Source organism: Caballeronia jiangsuensis (assembly GCF_046030135.1).
In the GTDB taxonomy this organism is placed as follows: Bacteria; Pseudomonadota; Gammaproteobacteria; order Burkholderiales; family Burkholderiaceae; genus Caballeronia; species Caballeronia jiangsuensis.
On record NZ_JAQQDB010000001.1, the window covers coordinates 254,001 to 271,126 of the forward strand.

12 protein-coding genes and 1 pseudogene are annotated in these 17,126 nt (G+C 60.9%); 3 read left to right on the forward strand and 10 right to left on the reverse strand.

Annotated features, from left to right (window positions below; translation table 11 throughout):
- Window positions 1-585 precede the first annotated feature (585 nt).
- Window positions 586-1,692 carry an IS5 family transposase gene (locus PQR08_RS01135; RefSeq protein ID WP_250486967.1) on the forward strand — a complete coding sequence of 369 codons (1,107 nt, stop codon included), beginning with the start codon at window positions 586-588 and terminating at the stop codon, window positions 1,690-1,692.
- A 363-nt stretch (window positions 1,693-2,055) separates the two neighbouring features.
- On the opposite strand, the gene PQR08_RS01140 is transcribed toward PQR08_RS01135, so the two are convergent.
- The 4 genes from PQR08_RS01140 to PQR08_RS01155 all read right to left on the reverse strand — a co-directional run bounded on the left by PQR08_RS01140 (window position 2,056) and on the right by PQR08_RS01155 (window position 6,704).
- Window positions 2,056-2,916 carry a uracil-DNA glycosylase gene (locus PQR08_RS01140; RefSeq protein ID WP_250486816.1) on the reverse strand — a complete coding sequence of 287 codons (861 nt, stop codon included), beginning with the start codon at window positions 2,914-2,916 and terminating at the stop codon, window positions 2,056-2,058.
- Window positions 2,917-3,421: 505 nt separating this feature from the next.
- Entirely contained in the window at window positions 3,422-4,156 is a 735-nt protein-coding gene (locus tag PQR08_RS01145) for a hypothetical protein (protein ID WP_250486815.1), read from the reverse strand.
- Entirely contained in the window at window positions 4,131-4,469 is a 339-nt protein-coding gene (locus PQR08_RS01150) for a cyclic-phosphate processing receiver domain-containing protein (protein ID WP_313761204.1), read from the reverse strand. Before PQR08_RS01150 ends, PQR08_RS01145 begins: the two co-directional genes overlap by 26 nt.
- Window positions 4,470-5,174: 705 nt before the next feature.
- Complete coding sequence (locus PQR08_RS01155) at window positions 5,175-6,704, reverse strand: BREX system ATP-binding domain-containing protein (RefSeq protein ID WP_408160988.1); 1,530 nt, start codon at window positions 6,702-6,704, stop codon at window positions 5,175-5,177.
- 225 nt (window positions 6,705-6,929) lie between these two features.
- Here PQR08_RS01155 and PQR08_RS01160 point away from each other — a divergent pair.
- Window positions 6,930-7,994, forward strand: a pseudogene (locus PQR08_RS01160) (MFS transporter); the annotation flags it as partial.
- An 8-nt stretch (window positions 7,995-8,002) separates the two neighbouring features.
- Here PQR08_RS01160 and PQR08_RS01165 read toward each other — a convergent pair.
- The 6 genes from PQR08_RS01165 to aldA form a co-directional block, all read right to left on the reverse strand.
- The gene (locus PQR08_RS01165) at window positions 8,003-8,884 is read right to left on the reverse strand and encodes a LysR substrate-binding domain-containing protein (protein WP_250486813.1); all 882 of its coding nucleotides are present in this window, start codon (window positions 8,882-8,884) and stop codon (window positions 8,003-8,005) included.
- A 47-nt stretch (window positions 8,885-8,931) separates the two neighbouring features.
- Window positions 8,932-9,846: a LysR substrate-binding domain-containing protein gene (locus PQR08_RS01170; RefSeq protein ID WP_187603697.1), complete on the reverse strand. Its 915-nt coding sequence runs from the start codon at window positions 9,844-9,846 to the stop codon at window positions 8,932-8,934.
- A 160-nt stretch (window positions 9,847-10,006) separates the two neighbouring features.
- Complete coding sequence (locus PQR08_RS01175; RefSeq protein WP_250486812.1) at window positions 10,007-11,662, reverse strand: GMC family oxidoreductase; 1,656 nt, start codon at window positions 11,660-11,662, stop codon at window positions 10,007-10,009.
- Window positions 11,663-11,689: 27 nt separating this feature from the next.
- Window positions 11,690-12,907 carry a mandelate racemase/muconate lactonizing enzyme family protein gene (locus tag PQR08_RS01180; protein WP_250486811.1) on the reverse strand — a complete coding sequence of 406 codons (1,218 nt, stop codon included), beginning with the start codon at window positions 12,905-12,907 and terminating at the stop codon, window positions 11,690-11,692.
- Window positions 12,904-14,205, reverse strand: coding sequence for an MFS transporter (locus PQR08_RS01185; RefSeq protein WP_250486810.1), 1,302 nt, complete (start codon window positions 14,203-14,205; stop codon window positions 12,904-12,906). Before PQR08_RS01185 ends, PQR08_RS01180 begins: the two co-directional genes overlap by 4 nt.
- A gap of 128 nt (window positions 14,206-14,333) precedes the next feature.
- On the reverse strand, window positions 14,334-15,758 hold the full coding sequence (gene aldA / locus PQR08_RS01190; RefSeq protein ID WP_250486809.1) for an aldehyde dehydrogenase: 1,425 nt from the start codon (window positions 15,756-15,758) through the stop codon (window positions 14,334-14,336).
- Window positions 15,759-15,980: 222 nt separating this feature from the next.
- Here aldA and PQR08_RS01195 point away from each other — a divergent pair, with 222 nt between their 5' ends.
- On the forward strand, window positions 15,981-17,126 hold the full coding sequence (locus PQR08_RS01195) for a porin (protein ID WP_250486808.1): 1,146 nt from the start codon (window positions 15,981-15,983) through the stop codon (window positions 17,124-17,126).

Here is a 17,126-nt window from a genome sequence, read left to right on the forward strand (position 1 = left end):
CCGGTGGCTCCTAGCGCACGGCCACACTCGGCCGCCGCGCGTCGAACCCCCGCGGATGTGATTGGTCGGTTCAGCGGCACTGTAAGCAAGCGCCGCTGGACCTTAGCTCTCTGTACCCGCTATTTGTTGCCGGCAGTTGGTGCGTTGCCGCGGCCGCCGCCGGATGGATTTCCCGTTGTGCTTGGCCAGTTTCCACCTGGGAACCCCGTCGGTGGTCTGCCGCGCCCGCTCGAGCTGCCCTGCGAGGCTCCGCTGCGCGCTCCGCTGGATTTGCTACCAGCAGTGCCTGCCTTGCCGCCACCGCTCCTGCCGCCATTGCTCATGATTGGCACCTCCAATTTCGGCAAGTCGCCGACCACTCCAGTATGGGCCGGCGCTTGCTCGCTCCTTGCACAGAGGGCATATTGTGCGCAATATCGCAAGCTAGGGAAACTCAGGCGGTCTCCGCATGCGTAGCGAAAGAAAAGAAGCGCCGCTTCGGCAACGACTCTTTTAGCAGGCTGTTGAAATACCCTCTGCGCTGGTCATCCGGGTTGGAGAGGCAAACGTTGATTGAAGGAATCGAACGACACTGAGACCGAAGCGATGCGCGGAGCGGACGGCTATACCGAATCGATGTTCACGATGTCCAGGCTGGACGATTTTGTGCCAGCTAATCACCCGTTGCGACCGATTCGACTGTGGTTGAACGATGCGCTCGCTCGCATGGACGCGGTCTTCTCGCGGATGTATGAGAGCGAGCTCAAGGGCGGTCGTCCGAGCATCGCGCCAGAGAAACTGATTCGCGCATTGCTGTTGCAGGTGCTGTATTCGATAAGAAGCGAGCGCATGTTGATGGAGCAAATCTCCTACAACATGCTGTTTCGCTGGTTCGTCGGACTCGCGATGGACGATGCGGTCTGGGACCACTCCACTTTCAGTAAGAACCGTGACCGACTGGTGGTTCACGATGTCATTGTCAGTCTGTTTAACGAGACGGTGGAGACCGCCCGCGTGCGCGGTCATCTGTCCGGAGAGCATTTCAGTGTCGATGGCACGCTCATTCAGGCTTGGGCTGGGCACAAAAGCTTCGTGCCCAAGACGAAGTCGAACGACGACTCGCCGCCCGACGGCGGTGCCGGTTCTCAAGAGAACTGGCATGGCCAGAAGCGTAGCAACGACACACATGAATCCAGTACGGACGCTCAGGCGCGTTTGTTTCGCAAGAGTCGTGGCACGGGCGCGATGCTTTGCTACATGGGTCACGTGCTGACCGATAATCGGCATGGCCTGGTCGTGAACGCACAGGTCACGCAGGCCAACGGCACGGCCGAGCGAGACACGGCGGCGCAGATGCTTGCAGACGCCGCGCGAGCCGCCGGTACGTCCATTACCGTCGGCGCGGATAAGAACTACGACACGTCGGGATTCGTGGCCACGTGCCGCGCAAATAATGTGACGCCGCACGTGGCACAAAACGTCGGCCGCGCAGGCGGCTCCGCCATCGATGCTCGAACGACACGATGGCCCGGCTACGCTATCAGTCAGCGCAAACGCAAATGCATTGAGCAGGTGTTTGGTTGGAGCAAGACAGTCGGGAGGATTCGGCAGGTGATGTATCGAGGTCTGAAGCGCGTCGACCAACTCTTTGTGCTGACTCAGACCGCCTACAACCTGACGCGCATGCGAACGCTGGCCGCTCGGGCGGAATGAGCGCGAACGCGCAGAAGAATGCGACATTAGCAGCACCTGAATCAACGAAGTTCGGCATCGAATTGGTTGGGACTCTACGCCGCGTTGGCTCTTTCGAGTGAACGAGCGCCCGTTCAAGAAGGGATATTTCAACAGCCTGTTAGAGGTCGAGAGCGCAGGTTTGATGTCAAGCCGGCAACCGTGTGTCTCAAGCTGCGCGCGTTGAAGAAGCTGATGGACACGGCGGCGTAAGCGTTCGCGTGCGGGCTTCTTCGCCTCTGCTTCTCGGACTGAGCGCTGGAGCGGCGTATTGACGCACGGCGTCTGTGTCTTAGAGACGACACAGGCTGGATGGTGCTCGCCAGTTCGTCAATGCGGTTCTCACTAGAAGCGGGCGTCAACGCCTAGAAGCTTCAAGGCCCGTTCCAGAACGGCAATCTCCCGCGCAAAAGACGGACTGGTGGCCTGGGTCACCTGCCCGTCCTTCTCCGCATTTTTCAGAGATTGAAGCACTTGCGCGATTTGCTGGGCAACTTGCTCCTCGCGCGTCAACGGCTGCAGCGTCACGGGCGCAGGCCGCGGGGGCTGAGCTACGAAAAGCGATGCGCTGGGAAACTGGTTCAGAAAAGCCGCGGCTTCTCGAAGTACAGCAAGAATGGCCTCACGATTTCCTGGTCGTGTATTGAGGACCTTCGGACTCGGGTGAGCACACGCGACCAACCTCAAATCAGGCCGGAGAGCGGCGACCTGCGGCTGCGCCTGTTGAGCGTTTTTGCCCATGAAGACAACCGCCCGAAGCTTCGGCAACATCTGAATGAGACGTGGAAGCGGCTTGAGCCCTTGTTCCAAGTCTTGCGGCGTCGCAGCGCGAATTCGAGCCCCGTCGCCTATGTACCACGGCACCACGTTCCAGAGAAGTGAGCGGGTGCGAGGGATATCCGCATCCTCGTGAAGGAGAAACATGTTCTTTGCCGTCTCGTCAGGATTATTGCGGGAGACGAACGTGGACGCTACGGCGCGAGCACCCGGTGCCTCCAGAAGGAACAAAATCTCGGCGCCCACTCCGGCATCCCATGGGTCGAAGTCTGGTACTTGTGCCCCGGGGCCTGCCTCTAGACGTAATTCTTCGACGTATGCAGTGAGAGGTGCGACGTGAGGTTCACGCAACTGCCGGATGCGGGCACCTTTGACCGCGGGGTCTCCGAGAGATTTTAGTCGGTCGACGCTTTCCCAGAGTTGTTCCATCGCGCGTTCCTCGTCGTGTTGTTGTTCGAAGCCGTCCGCTATTAGGCCATAGTGCTGCGCCGGTATGTGTGCCAGTCGATGACCACCACACGACTCTGCGCTTGCCAGTCGCAGGAGTCGGCACGTGCCGTAATCCGTGGGACCTCCAGACGCGCCCTCCCTCGTAAGCCACGCTTCATTTGCATTTCATTGCGGCAAACCCACTGCGAAGCGGAGATTGAGCGAAGAGGCTTCCGAGCCAGAAGTGCGTCGAGTGCATCGCGCGCTGCCTAAAGTTCAAAGATAGCTGCAGTCAGATGAGCAAGCAGCAATGTTCGGCTGGCAGTGTCCGTCCCGGCATCGAACTGCTCTTTGAGAGCCTGCGATGCCAACTGGACTTCTCGAGCCGCGTTCGCAACGCGCTCGACAGAAGCACCCTCGCTGCTCTTCTGCTCGGCCTTTCCCATCTGATTTTTGCCTACCGTTGTTTCGAGGACGTTCCGAGCTGCCCTCGCCACAGCTTGACCTACGCGGCCGACTTCAGCGCAACTGTATCTGGGACGTGTGCCTCGGGAAGTGGCCTGGCTTCGGCAAACTCCCAGTCGAGCCCATCTCGCACTACCGGTGCCCACTTCCGCCAGCTGAAGAAGCTGCTCGGATGCCGAACGAACAAAAGCTTCACCGCCCTTCCGCTCTTCGTGTGGACCAATGCAGAGCGAGCACAGAATCGGCCAACTTTCGTCGGATGTCGCTCGCAGTTAAAGTGCAGCCGTTCTTCGCGCGAGGCCAGCCGAAGTGCGTTGAGTGACTCTACTCCGAAAACCAAGCACTGCTCCACGCCCATAACGTCGAACAAGTCTAACGCGGCGGTCCATCCCGCTTGATATTGCTCCTCCGTCGGCCGACGCTTTACCGATTTCATAAAATCGAGCACTAGGTTATGGTAAGCAACGGATAACCAAAGCGATTGCTTCTGGGTATCGCTTGGGTTGCGCCTCTGGAATATTGCGCGTTCAATGTTGCGGACGTAGCGTGAGTCCCGGTCGAACTTCAGTGCATGGTTCTTATGAGTAACGCGCAGACCCGAAGTTAGTGCGTAACGCTTGTCGAACGCTTCGCCTTCGTTCCATCGGTACACGCTCTCGCCAAGTATCATTGTTTTGACAGCAGACTTTGAGAATTCGCTGCCCACCCAAGGCCACCATTTGATTTGCTGGCGGGTTTCAAACAGGTGGTCAAACGACAAATCGAGGTGGTCCATAGCAGTAGTTGTTATCTGTTTTGTTTGAGTACAAGGCGTTCGATGGCGAGTACGCCTGATTCCATTTTCGTCCGCGCCGAACTGTTCGCAGAGTGTACGAAGATTTTGGGCGGCTGGAAACCCGAAGCGCGACGGCCTCTTCAACCCACAGAATGACATCATAGCCCGTGCCGCGTTCATCGTCGCCGAGGTCGCGGTCAAGGCTAATCTCTTCGACGGTGCCTAACTCCAAGAGTCGGATTGCTTCGTGCGGCCAGTGAACACGCGTCCAACCGTCCGGCGTGACGCGCTCGTCGTCGAGGAAGACTTTCATACAGCAACGCCTAGTTCCGACTCATCGAATGCTGATGTGCGACGTGGTTCCGCACAGCCCGGGCAGTAGACGGCTAGCTCGCGTTCATCGACGACTCGAGCTGAGACCAACCAAGGCTGCGACTCGTCTTCAAATTGCGTCATGCTGACAGAAACGCGTGGCGACGTTCGGTCGACCGGCCTAAGGCAAAGCGAACAGGGCACAGTCATGTCGGCAGTCGGATACGGGGAAGTCAGTGTGGAACAGGCTATCCCCGTCGGGCGGAGGGGAGTCCGAGCGGGCCTTTGCCTCCGTCTTCCTTTTAAGGGGCTGGATGTGTGCATCTAGCGCCTCCAATGGGGCCGCGCGGCCAATCGTTGAATCACTGTCAGTGGCACTCTAGTTCGAAAACGAAGGATGGTAAGCTGATTTTTCGCGATGCAGCGTCCACGGTTGCGTCGCGCATCGCTGCGTAGTCAGTAGAGTCAGCCATGCATCGACACGCACGCACTCGCGAAGGCCCGACCTCATTGCGAATGTCTTTTCTATACAACTGTCAGTCGTCGGAATGACGTGCTACAAATCGGCTGTCGTCGTGACTAACATTGCCACCGACATATCTCTCCGCCATAGGCACGTCAACCGCATGCGCGACGTCGCGAGCGCCCCCCTCTCTCGTGGGTCCCTGAAAAGCTTCCGCTTCTCGGTTTTGCTGCGTCGCTCCTGCTATAGGCGAGCTTGATGGCTAGTCTCGCGCAGCAAACATTCTTTTGCATTTGAGGGCTCGGAACTCTCGAAATCAAACTTTGTATCGAGAAGCGCGTCTATCCACTCAGCGCCTCGGCCCTCTTCCATCCGAAACAACATGTCGACAAATGTCGCAATTATTGCTCTTGGAAATTTGCACAATTCTTCGCCGGACTCCCGGGACGCTACCCATAAGAACGCCTTCACGGCCACTTCGGGGATAGCCCGTTGTTCGTCTCCGAACGCATGCAACACGCGCAGCTTATTCAAGACTTGATGGAGCTCATCGGACCTCATCAAATCAAGCGACATGCATGGACGGAAGCAGTCGAAATACCGTCTCAATGGAAGGCTGGTCTCCCACGTGTGTACGCCATACTGGGGCGGAATGGCTAAGAAGATTCCGAGCGCGTCTATGGATTTATCGAAGGGCTCATGAAAAACTCTCGATATCTGGTTTTGATTCGAATCCTCGGCGTCGGTTGGGTCCGCGATTCGGTCGAGGTGACCTGCATCATCAAGACATACAATCATCCCAGCGAAACCAGCAAGCCCAACAAATCGTGCGAGGACTTGCACATGATTGAAGAGAGAAGTTTCGTCAGCGAAGGAAACGACGCCCAGAGCGGCTCGCGCATCCTTCGTTGACACCGTCTCTCCACGCATCCAACGCATTGAGTCGAACCGCTGTCGTTCGTTTCCGCGGATGCATCCTCGGCAATAGCACTCAATTACGCTCACGAAGATATGCCCATCTGGCATCGCCGTTAGTGGGTGCAGTTGGGCGTGGATGACGTCCTCGACCAACCTGCCCGACCCTTCGGCATCCGTCTTAGCGTGACTGATGAATTTGTCGACTATATCGACCAGTGCTTCCCCTTCCCGTGCTTCTTGGGTTGAGATATTTTTATATAATCTCGAGGCTAGCGAACTATCAACTTCAATCGACGAATCAGTGGCACCGCGTGTAGCGACGTCCATCTTCGCGACGACTAACCCGTGGCGAAGTGCGAATTCACGCACCAGATTGAGGCAGTATGTTTTTCCCGCCCCGGGAGGCGCGAGAATCACGCTCAGACAAGGGTGTCTACCGCGGACGCTTTGGACGTCGCGCCACAATGACCTCACCGCATGTCCTCTACAACAAAAGTGTTGAAGGCCGACCTCCGGTACTTTACCCAAACGAAGATATCGAAGGACCATATCGCGGTCGGCAGCGCTGATTGATTGCACAATTTTTCTCTCAAAAACGTCGACGGAGCGTCGATAACATCCGAACAGTGCGATTGGCGCACTGCTGCAGCACGGCGTTAAAGTCATTTTCTTTTTTCGCGCAGTCTCATATGCGTACTCGATGCGTTGGCTCCTCTCCACTTTAGTTCTGCCCCCCAAAAATACCAAGTTGATAGATAGATTTAAAAAAATCAATGACGCCGGCATTGACGGCCCATGAGCCTGCCAGTCTCCCGAATGAACGCTTCCGTATAAACTTTTATCCTCTTCAAGCATTTGGCCAAGGCTATAGTGGGTGCGACAAAAACTCAGCTTTTACCTGAACAAATAGAGGCGGCGCAAAAAGTAAGGGATTTCTACTATTGAGTTGGGCGAATCCGCAAACTGCATTCGGTAATCTGAACATGATGAATAAAGGCTGGTTCCGGTACAACCTTTTATCCTCTTAGGCGTTTTGGTACAGACTATTACCCTCACGTACAGACTATTATCCTCACGTACAAGATCTTCCTGCTGAGCTTCGTCATCATCACGGCGGCCGCCTTCGCGCAGTTCTACGCGACGACGCCCGCGATGCTCGTCGGCTTGCGCGTGTTGATCGGCTTCGGCATGGGCGGGGACTTCGCCGTCGGTCATGCGATTCTCGCGGAGTTTTCGCCGCGCAAGCATCGCGGCACGTTGCTCGGCTCGTTCAGTGTGATCTGGACGATCGGCTATGTGATCGCGAACGTGCTCGGCATGCATTACGCCGACGCCTCGCCGGACGCGTGGCGCTGGCTGCTCGCGTCGGCTGGCGTGCCGGCGTTTCTCGTGCTGATCCTGCGCATCGGCACGCCCGAGTCGCCGCGCTGGCTGCTCGGCCAGGGACGCAAGGACGAAGCGTTGCGCATCGTGCGCAAGCACTTCGGTCCGAATGTCACGCTCGGCGCCGATGCCGGCGGACACCACGCACCCGCGGGCGGTTTCGCGCGACTCTTCAAGCCCGATCTGATCCGGCGCACGATCTTCAACTGCGCATTCTTCGTGTGTCTCGTGATTCCGTATTTCGCGATCTACACGTTCCTGCCGAGCATTCTCACGGCGATCCGCGTGCCCGAAGGCTCGGGCGCCGATCTGCTGCTGAATGCGTTTCTCGTGCTCGGCGCGCTGCTCGGCATCTGGCTGACCATCAAGCTGTCGCGCCGCTCGTTCCTGATCGGTTCGTTCGCGGTGTGCTGCGCGTCGCTGCTTGCGCTGGCGGTGCTGCCGGCTTCGGCGAATCTCGGGATGATCGTCGCGTTCGGCATCTTCACGCTGACGATGTCGGCGTTCTCGAATCTCGTCGGCGTGTTTCCGCCGGAGTGCTTTCCGACCGAGGCGCGTGCTTGCGGCGTGGGGCTGTCGATTGCGTGCAGCCGGCTGGGATCGGCAGTCGGGACGTTTCTGCTGCCTGTCGGCATTGCGCAGGCCGGCATCCAGATGACGATGCTCGCGCTGGCCGCGGTGCTGCTGGTCGGCATGATCGTGTCGATTGCCTGGGCGCCGGAAACGAAGCATCTGACGTTGAACCAGGCAAGCGGCAACTGATCGCCCGCTCAGAGCTGCGCGGCCTTCGCCCCCTCGCCGCGCAGCCATTCCGCAAACGCCTGCACGCAATCCAGTCCCGCGTGCGACGGCGCGATATCCAGCCAGTAGCCATAAGGCCCGCTCGATTCCACCGGCGACAACTGCACGAGCGCGCCGTCATGCAAATCATCGACGATCATATTGCGGTCCACCACCGCGAGGCCCGAGCCCGCGCGCGCGGCATGGATCGCCTGATCGAGCGTGGAAAACTCGATGCCGTTCTCCGCACAAGCGCGCGGCAAACCGGCCGCATCGAGCCAGTTGGGCCAGAGCGTCAAGCGCACGTCGTTGTGCAGCACATGCAGCGTCGGCGTGCGTTCGAGCAGCGTTTCGACCGGCAGCCCGGCATATTTCTTCGCACCGACAAGCACATGCCGTTCGATGAACAGCAACTCCGAGCGATGGTCCGCGCGCGCCTCGTATCCAAAGCGAATGCTGCAATGACGATCGTCGGCGGCATCGGTGCGCACGGAAAGGTCGATATCGGGCACGGCGTCCATCAGCGCGCCGAGCCGCGGCGACAGCCAGCGCGACGCAAAGGTCGGCGGCGCGGTGACGGTCAGCCGCTTGCGTTCGCCGGGTTTCGCGCTGGACAGCGATCGCGTCACGCGCTCGATCGAATCGAACGCTTGCGCCAGGCACTGAAGCAGTTCCTCGCCTTGCCGCGTCAGGCGAATGCCTTTGTGATCGCGGTCGAACAGCTTCGTGCCGAGCGCATCCTCGAGCAGGCGAATCTGCCGGCTGACCGCGCCCGGCGTCACGCACAGCGCGGCCGCCGACTTGTTGAAGCTCATATGCCGCGCGCTTTCTTCGAAGAAGCGCAATGCGGTCAGGGATGGCAGACGGCGCACGGTTGTCTCCTGGTTTTTTTATTCGCGGCGGCGCTCCGGCCGCCCTTCTATTCTCTCGCGCGCAACGGCCAGCCGCGCTCCTGTTCTTCGATCTCCCGACGCAGCCAGTCACGGAACACGGCGACCGGCGGCGCGTCGTCCTGGCCGGTGCGCGTCACGAGCCAGTAGGACTGATGCCCGTCCACTTCGACGTCGCTCAGCGGCACGAGCGTCCCCTGCCGCAACTCGGATGAAATCATGTGGCGGTCGGCCATCGTGACGCCGAGCCCGTCCACTGCCGCGCGGATCGCGTGATCGAGCAGATCGAATTCGTGGCCGCCGCCAAGATCGACATCGTCGATATGCGCGGCCTTCAGCCAGTGCTGCCACGTCAGGTAACGCTGATCGCTGCTCGCCAGAACGTGCAGCAGCGTGAACGCGCCGAAATTCTCCGCCGCGCCCGTGCTTCCGCCGAGCAGCGACGGCGCACACACGGCGAGATGCCGCTCGTTCATCAACAACTGATTGTCGAGGCCGTCCCACTCGCCGTCGCCGAAACGCACTGCGCAGTCGAGCGAGCCCGATTCGACGAGATCGTCCTTCACGCTGGATGTCACGGTAAGTTCGAGCTCGGGCGCCGCCGCGCGCAGGGATTGCAGGCGCGGCATCAGCCAGCGGCTGCAAAACGTGGGCGGAACATTGACGCGCAGGCGCTTCAAGTGCGTCTTCTCCTGAATGCTGCGTACCGTCAGTTCGATGCGGTCGAATGACAACTTGAGCGCCTGCAACAACAGGCGCCCCGTCGCGGAGAGTTCGAGATGATGATGGCGGCGCACCAGCAGCGTCTCGCCGAGTTGCGTTTCGAGCTGGCGGACCTGCCGGCTCACCGCGCTTTGCGTGACGTGCAGCACTTCCGCGGCACGTGTGAAGTTGCCGGTGTGTCCGGCTACCTCGAAAGCCCTCAGCGCATTGAGGGCGGGCATTTTTCGCTTCAAGACGATCTCCTTTTCGCCGCCGGAGGCGGCTCCGGCACGCGACGCGCATTCGACACGCAAGTGCACCGGAGCATGCCGTTCTTTGACGGCATTTTACGAATCGAGGCAAATTATGCAGCTTCGGCGACGCGTACTCGCGCCGCGAAGCTCACACCGGCACGAGTTCCGCCGGCGTGGACGCCTGCGCGGGGTCGGCCTGCGCGTCTTCGAGGATCATGTCTGCGCCTTTTTCGGCGACCATCATCGTCGGGGCATTGAGGTTGCCGGACGTGATGTTCGGGAACACCGACGCATCGACGATCCGCAGCCCGTCGATGCCATGCACGCGCAGCCGCGCATCGACGACGGATGTGGCCGCATCCGCGCCCATCGCGCACGATCCGCACAGATGGTAGATCGAGCCGGACTGATCGCGAAAATAATGGAGCAGGGCTTCGTCGCTTTGCACGTCCGGTCCGGGCGAAATCTCCTCGGCCGTGATGCCGCGCAGCGCTTTCGAATTCATGATCTTGCGGATCAGCTTGCTGCCCTGCACGGCTTCATGCAGATCCTTTTCGGTCGTCAGCGCGTTGACGCGGATCGCCGCGGCATCTTCGACGCGGTTCGACGTGATTTCGATGCTTCCCCGGCTCGTCGGCCGGCACGGATTGAAGCACAGCAGAAAGCCCGAATACGGTTCCGGTTCGAGCTGCGCCTTGCTGCTTTTGGGAATACGGTACGACAGCGGATTGAAGTAAAGCTGCAGGTTCGGTTCCGCTTCCTGCGCGTCGCCCTTGAAGAAGCCGCCCGACTGGTTGACGCTCATCGACAGCGGCCCCTTGCGCGAGAGCAGATAGCGCAGCGCCGCCTTCGCCTTGCCCGCCAGCGAACGGAGTTCGTCGTTCAGCGTCTTGACCGTCGCGCGGTAGTAGAAGCTCACGCACAGATGGTCCTGCAGATTCCGGCCCACCGCAGGCATCGCGTGCTGCACGGCAATGCCATGCTTCGCGAGCAGCGCCGGTTCGCCGACGCCGGACAGTTGCAACAGCTTCGGCGTATCGACCGCGCCCGCCGAGAGAATGACTTCGCGCTTCGCACGGAACGTCAGCGGCTCGCCCTTGCGCGATGCCTCGATGCCCGTCGCGCGCTTGCCGTCGAACATCACGCGGCGCACGGTGACATTGCGCTCGACGCGCAGGTTCTTGCGCGACAACGCGGGATGCAGATACTCGAAGCTGCTCGACGAGCGCTCGCCGTTGCGCGCGTTGAGGTCATAGATGGCGGCGCCTTCGTAGTCCGGGCCGTTGATGTCGCCGGTAACCGGATAGCCCGCCTGACGCGCGCCTTCCAGGAACGTGCCGCAGATGGCATGCGCGCCGTCCTTCATCGACGTAATGGCGATCTTGCCGTCCGCGCCGTGATATTCGGTGTTGCCCGCCCAGTGCGATTCGACCCGCCGGAAGTACGGCAGCACGTCGCGAAAGCTCCAGCCGGGGTTGCCCGCGCGCGCCCAGTCGTCGAAATCGTGGGGCTGGCCGCGCACGTAGATCATCGCGTTGATCGAGCCCGAGCCGCCCTGCACCTTGCCGCGCGGACAATAAAGCTGGCGGCCGTTGAGCTGCGCTTCCGGCTCGCTGTAGTACATCCAGTTGTATTCCGGGTTGTAGTAGGTCTTGGTGAACCCGACCGGAACCCTGAACCAGAATGAACTGTCCGCGCCGCCCGCCTCCAGCAGCAAAACCGAATGCTGTCCCGACTCGGAGAGCCGGTCTGCGAGAATGCAGCCCGCCGATCCGGCGCCCACGATGATGTAATCGAATTCCATGATTCTGTCGCCTTCAGTGCCTTCGGTTCAGCCCCTTGCGGGCGCGAGGTCCTTTACGTCGAACGGCTTCGCCGCCATCTGCAGATGCAGCCGCTCGCCGGTGTACGGCGTGTGCGCGCGCACGACGTCCATGTTCAGTTCCACGCCGAGACCCGGCTCGTTCGACGGAATGATGTAGCCATCTTCCCAGCGAATGCCCGACTTGAGCACGTCGGCGTGGAAGCCGTCCCATGTGCCGATGCTTTCCTGGATCAGGAAATTCGGCGAACACGCCGCGATCTGGATGCTCGCCGCCGCGCCGACCGGCCCGTTGTAGAGGTGCGGCGCGATCTGCGCGTAATGGACTTCGGCGAGACTTGCGATCTTCTTCGCTTCGAGCAGACCGCCCACGCGTCCGACGTTGAACTGCAGAATCGACGCCGCGCGTGCTTCGAGCAGCTTGAAGAATTCGTACTTGGTCGTGAGACGCTCGCCCGCCGCGATCGGGATGCTGGTCTTCGCGGCGACCTGCGCCATCGCGTCTTCCTGTCCCGGCGGCACCGGCTCTTCGAACCACAGCGGATCGTACTTTTCCAGACGCTGCGCGAGACGGATCGCCGACGACGGCACCATCTGGCCGTGAGTGCCGAACAGCAGATCGGCCTTGCTGCCGACCGCCTCGCGCACCTTGCGGCAGAACAGTTCGCAACGGTCCATCACGTCGAGCGACACCTGATGTCCGGAATACGCGGTGTACGGGCCGGCCGGATCGAACTTGACGGCCGTGAAGCCGAGTTCCACGTTATGCGCGGCGCATTCGGCGGCGAGATCGGGATCGTCGTAATCGTATTCGCCGCGCGCGTTCTTCGGATAGAGATACGTGTACGAACGCAGACGCTCGTGCACGCGGCCGCCGAGCAGTTCGTACACCGGCTTGTTCGCCGCCTTGCCGATGATGTCCCAGCACGCCATTTCCAGGCCGCTGACAACGCCCATCATCGTGAGATCGGGGCGCTGCGTGAAGCCGCTCGAATAGCACTCGCGATAGAAGCGCTCGACATGATGCGGATCGTGTCCGAGCAGATAGCGTTCGAACACGTCCTCGATGATCGGCGTCATCGCTTTCGGATGGAACGTCGCGGAGTAGATCTCGCCCACGCCCTCGATGCCGCAATCGGTACGCAGCTTGACGAAGATCCAGTACATGCCGCCCACATGCGGCGGCGGCACGGCGACGATATGAGTTTCCAGCGCGGCGATTTTCATGCTTGAGCTTCCTGCTTGTCGAGACGATGCTTGAAGACGAGACCGGCGACACCGCCCAGCACGGACATGCAGGCGATATAGCCGAAGTAGAGTTGATAGCCATGCACGCCCGGATAGTTCTGCGTGAGATAGCCGTTGATGAGCGGCAGCACCGCATCCGGCGAATAGCCGATCACGGAGACGAGGCCGATGGCGAGGCCCATGGTTTCGGGCGGCACCTTGCACTGATCGAGCAGCGACCAGTAGAGGCCGCGAATCGCGTAGGTCATCACGCCGATGAACAGCACGACCACGGCGATGACCGCATGGCTGCCGATGGACGGCGCGGCCATCAGCACGAGCAGCGCGGCCGCCGCCGCGAACAGCGCGAACACGAGCACCGAGGTCTTCGAGAAGCGGTCGCCGAGAAAGCCGCCGCCGATGCCGCCGATCGGGCGCATCCACAGCTTGAGCGTCGTGATGAAGCCGGCCGCCACCACCGACAGGCCGATTTCCTGCTCATGCAGATACGCGGAGAAGCTGTAAGTCGCCCAGAACACCTGATAGCCGCAGAACACGATCGCGGCGAGCAGCCACAGTTGCGGGTTCTTCAGCAGCACGGCGAGATCGCGCATGACGTTGCTGTCGCGGCGCTTCGTTTCCTTCGCCTCGACAGCGGCCGGATCGCGCACGAGACCGAGCACGACGCCGAGCCCGATGCATAGAAACGCGTACATGTAGACGACGAGCCGGAAGCCCGCCGCCGTCGATTCGCCGTGCGTCTGCGTGGCCCACGCGAAGAGCGATATCGCGATGGTCGCGAGCAGCGCTTCGATCAGACCGCGCCCGCCATCGAGAAAGCCGAAGAAGCGGCCTTGTTCGTCGGTGCCGGCGATCATCTGCACGCGCTTGATGATCGCGGCCCAGAACGTGAGGCCCGTCGTCAGGCCCCAGCAACCGAAGATCACGATCAGCGAGCCGAATGCCGGCGCGGTGGAGTACCACAGGCCCAGCGCGCCCGTCGCGATCAGCGAGAAGCTGATGAGCACGCGCGGCGCGATGCGGTCCGCGAGCCAGCCGCTCGGCAGATAGCAGACGAGAAAGATCGTGCCGAGCGCGGAATACAGATAACCGAGTTGCGATTCGGTGATGTGAAAGACTTCGAGCATCGTCGGCTGATAAACCTGCCGCAGATACAGAATCGGATAAATGGCGCCGGCGGCCAGAACGAGCAAAGTGAGCTGGATATAGCGGTCGGCGCGCGAGCCTTCGCGTGACGCGGCGACGCTCCGGCTGGATTGAGCGGGATTCGATGACACGTTTGTACTCCTGAAAGGACAGCGGCGCGCGGCATGTGGACGCCGCGCGGCTGGCCTTCGATATGTTTTTATGGATGGACTTGTTGCTGCGAAACGGCCGGTTGCGTTTTGACAACCGGCCGCGAAACTCAGTACTTCATGACGACGAGACGCGTCTGCGTGAACTCCAGCATGCCGTGCTTGCCATCGTCGCCGCCGATGCCGGAGCGCTTCCATCCGGCGTGAAAGCCCTGATACGGATCGGCAGGCGTGCGATTGATATAAAGCTCGCCCGCTTCGATCGAATTGGCGACCTTCATCGCGTTGCGATAGTTCTCGGTGTACAGCACCGAAGAAAGCCCGAACTGATGATCGTTCGCCATCCCGATGGCTTCATCGAGCGTCGAATATTTCAGCACCGCGAGCACCGGACCGAAGGTCTCTTCCTGCACGATTTCCATGTCCTGACGACAGTTCGACAGCAGCGTCGGCGGATAGAAAAAGCCCTTGCGGTCCGGCACTTCGCCGCCGGTTTCGAGCCGGGCGCCGGCCTCGATCGCGCGGCGCACCATCGCATGGATGCCGTCGCGCGACGCCGCATTGACGAGCGGTCCCATGAAGCCCGCATCTTCGCTGCGATCGCCGATGCGCTTCGCCCGCATCTCGTCGCGCAGCATGCCGACGAACGCGTCGTGAATGCTTTCGTGCACATAGACGCGCTCGATCGCCGTGCAGAGCTGCCCGCAATGCGTGAGCTTCGATGCGACCAGTTCGCGCGCCGCCTTCTGCAAATCGGCGTCCGGCTCGACGATGGCAGGCGTCTTGCCGCCGAGTTCGAGCGACGGTTTCGCGATATTCGCCTTGCAGTAGTCCAGCACCTTGCGGCCCGCGTTGACGCTGCCCGTCAGCGTGATCATGCCGACCTTCGGATGCGTGCAGACGGCTTCGGCGGTGGCGTGATCCATCGCCAGGATGTTGACGACGCCCGCGGGCAACGCCGCGCGCTCGACGGCACGCGCGAGTGCGAAGGCCGACAGCGGCGTGTTGTTGCTCGGCCGCACGACCACGGTGTTACCCGCGATCAGCGCCGGCGCGATCTTGCGCATCAGCGTGTAGATCGGGAAGTTGAACGGGATCAGGCACGCGACCACGCCGATCGGCTCGCGATGCAGCACGAGGTTTTCGTCGGGCGTATCGCTCGGAATGACTTCGCCTTCGATGCGGCGCGCCCATTCCGCGTGATAGCGCGTGATTTGCGCGGCGTAGACGGCTTCGTTGCCCGCATCGGCGACGCTCTTGCCGGATTCCATCGCGAGCGCAGCGCCGATTTCGGCGGACGCGCTGGTGATCTCATCCGCGAGGCGCTGCATGTGCGCGCCGCGTTCGACGGCGGGCAGCGCGCGCCACAGACGTTGCGCGGCGGCGGCCTGCTCGACGGCCAGCAACGCCTGATCGCGCGACGCGTTTTGGACGTGACCCGCGATTGCTTCGGTCGCGGGATTCAGGATCGCGACGACGTCATCGCTCAAAGGGGCGATGAAACGCCCGTTCACAAAATTCCGTTCTGGCTTCATTGGCAGCGCTGTCCCGTGAGTATTTGCGGCTCATTCTTTCGCGCTTCGCAGTGCAGCAACAAGCGAAGAATTCGCGGGCGAAACATTCGAAAAACTCACGTTTGTCCTTCAACTTAATCCTTTGGCAGCCCTCGCTTGCGTGCCGCACAATCGCTCGCTCGCGGTCCCGGCGACGCTTGATGGCCGGGACTTTTGACGAAAATTAAAAGACTTGAGACTTTCATGAGAATCACAGCCATCTCGTTGGCGGCATTCGCCTGCATCGCAACTTCAGCGCATGCTCAAAGCAGCGTCACGCTCTACGGCATCCTCGACGAAGGATTCGATTTCACCAGCAATGTCGGCTCGAACCGGGCCTACGAACTGACCAGCGGCTATGCGTCGGGGAGCCGCTGGGGCATGCGCGGCGTCGAGGATCTGGGCGGCGGAACGCAGGCCGTGTTCCAGTTGGAGAGCGGCGTCAACATCAGCAATGGTGCGGCCGGACAAGGCGGCCGCATGTTCGGACGGCAGGCTTATGTCGGCGTGGCGAACGATCGCCTGGGTTCGGTCAAGCTCGGCCGTCAGTACGATTCCGTGGTCGACTATCTCGCGCCTACCACCGCCAACGGCAATTTCGCGGGCTACCTGTTCGCGCATCCGTTCGACAACGACAACACGGACAACTCATTTCGCGTGAACAACACGGTGAAGTACACGAGCCCGGCGCTCGGCGGCTTCCGGTTCGGCGGCACGTACAGCTTCAGCAACGACACGAACTTCGCCAACAACCGCCAGTACAGCTTCGGCGCGTCGTATGCGAACGACGGCCTGCTGCTCGGTGCCGCCTATCTGCGCGCCGACGGCACGGGCCTCAACGCCAATGGCGCGATCGCGACGAACGATGCGAGCTTCATCGCGCAACGTATGCAGATTTTCGGCGCGGGCGTGAACTACACCTTCGACAAGGCCACGGTCGGCTTCGCGTACACGAATTCCAGCTATCGCGATCCGGTCACGAACGGCTACATCGGCGTGCCGCTCGCGTCGGCGGGCAACACGCTCAAGAATCTCCGCTATCAGAACTTCGAAGTGAACGGCAAGTATCAGTTCACGCCGGCGTTCTTCATCGGCGCGCAGTATGTCTATTCGATCGAAACCTACGACTCGACCGCCGGCACCGTGAAGCCGCGTATCCATTCGGCCGGTCTGATGGCGGATTACTTCCTGTCCAAACGCACCGACGTGTACGTGCAAAGCGCGTATCAGAAGATCGCCGGCGCATCGACCGGTTCGGTTCTGGATCAGGCGTACATTCCGGGCGCGCAGGGTGTGTCGTCGAATGCGGAGCAGTTCATCGCGCGCGTGGCCGTGCGGCACGCGTTCTGA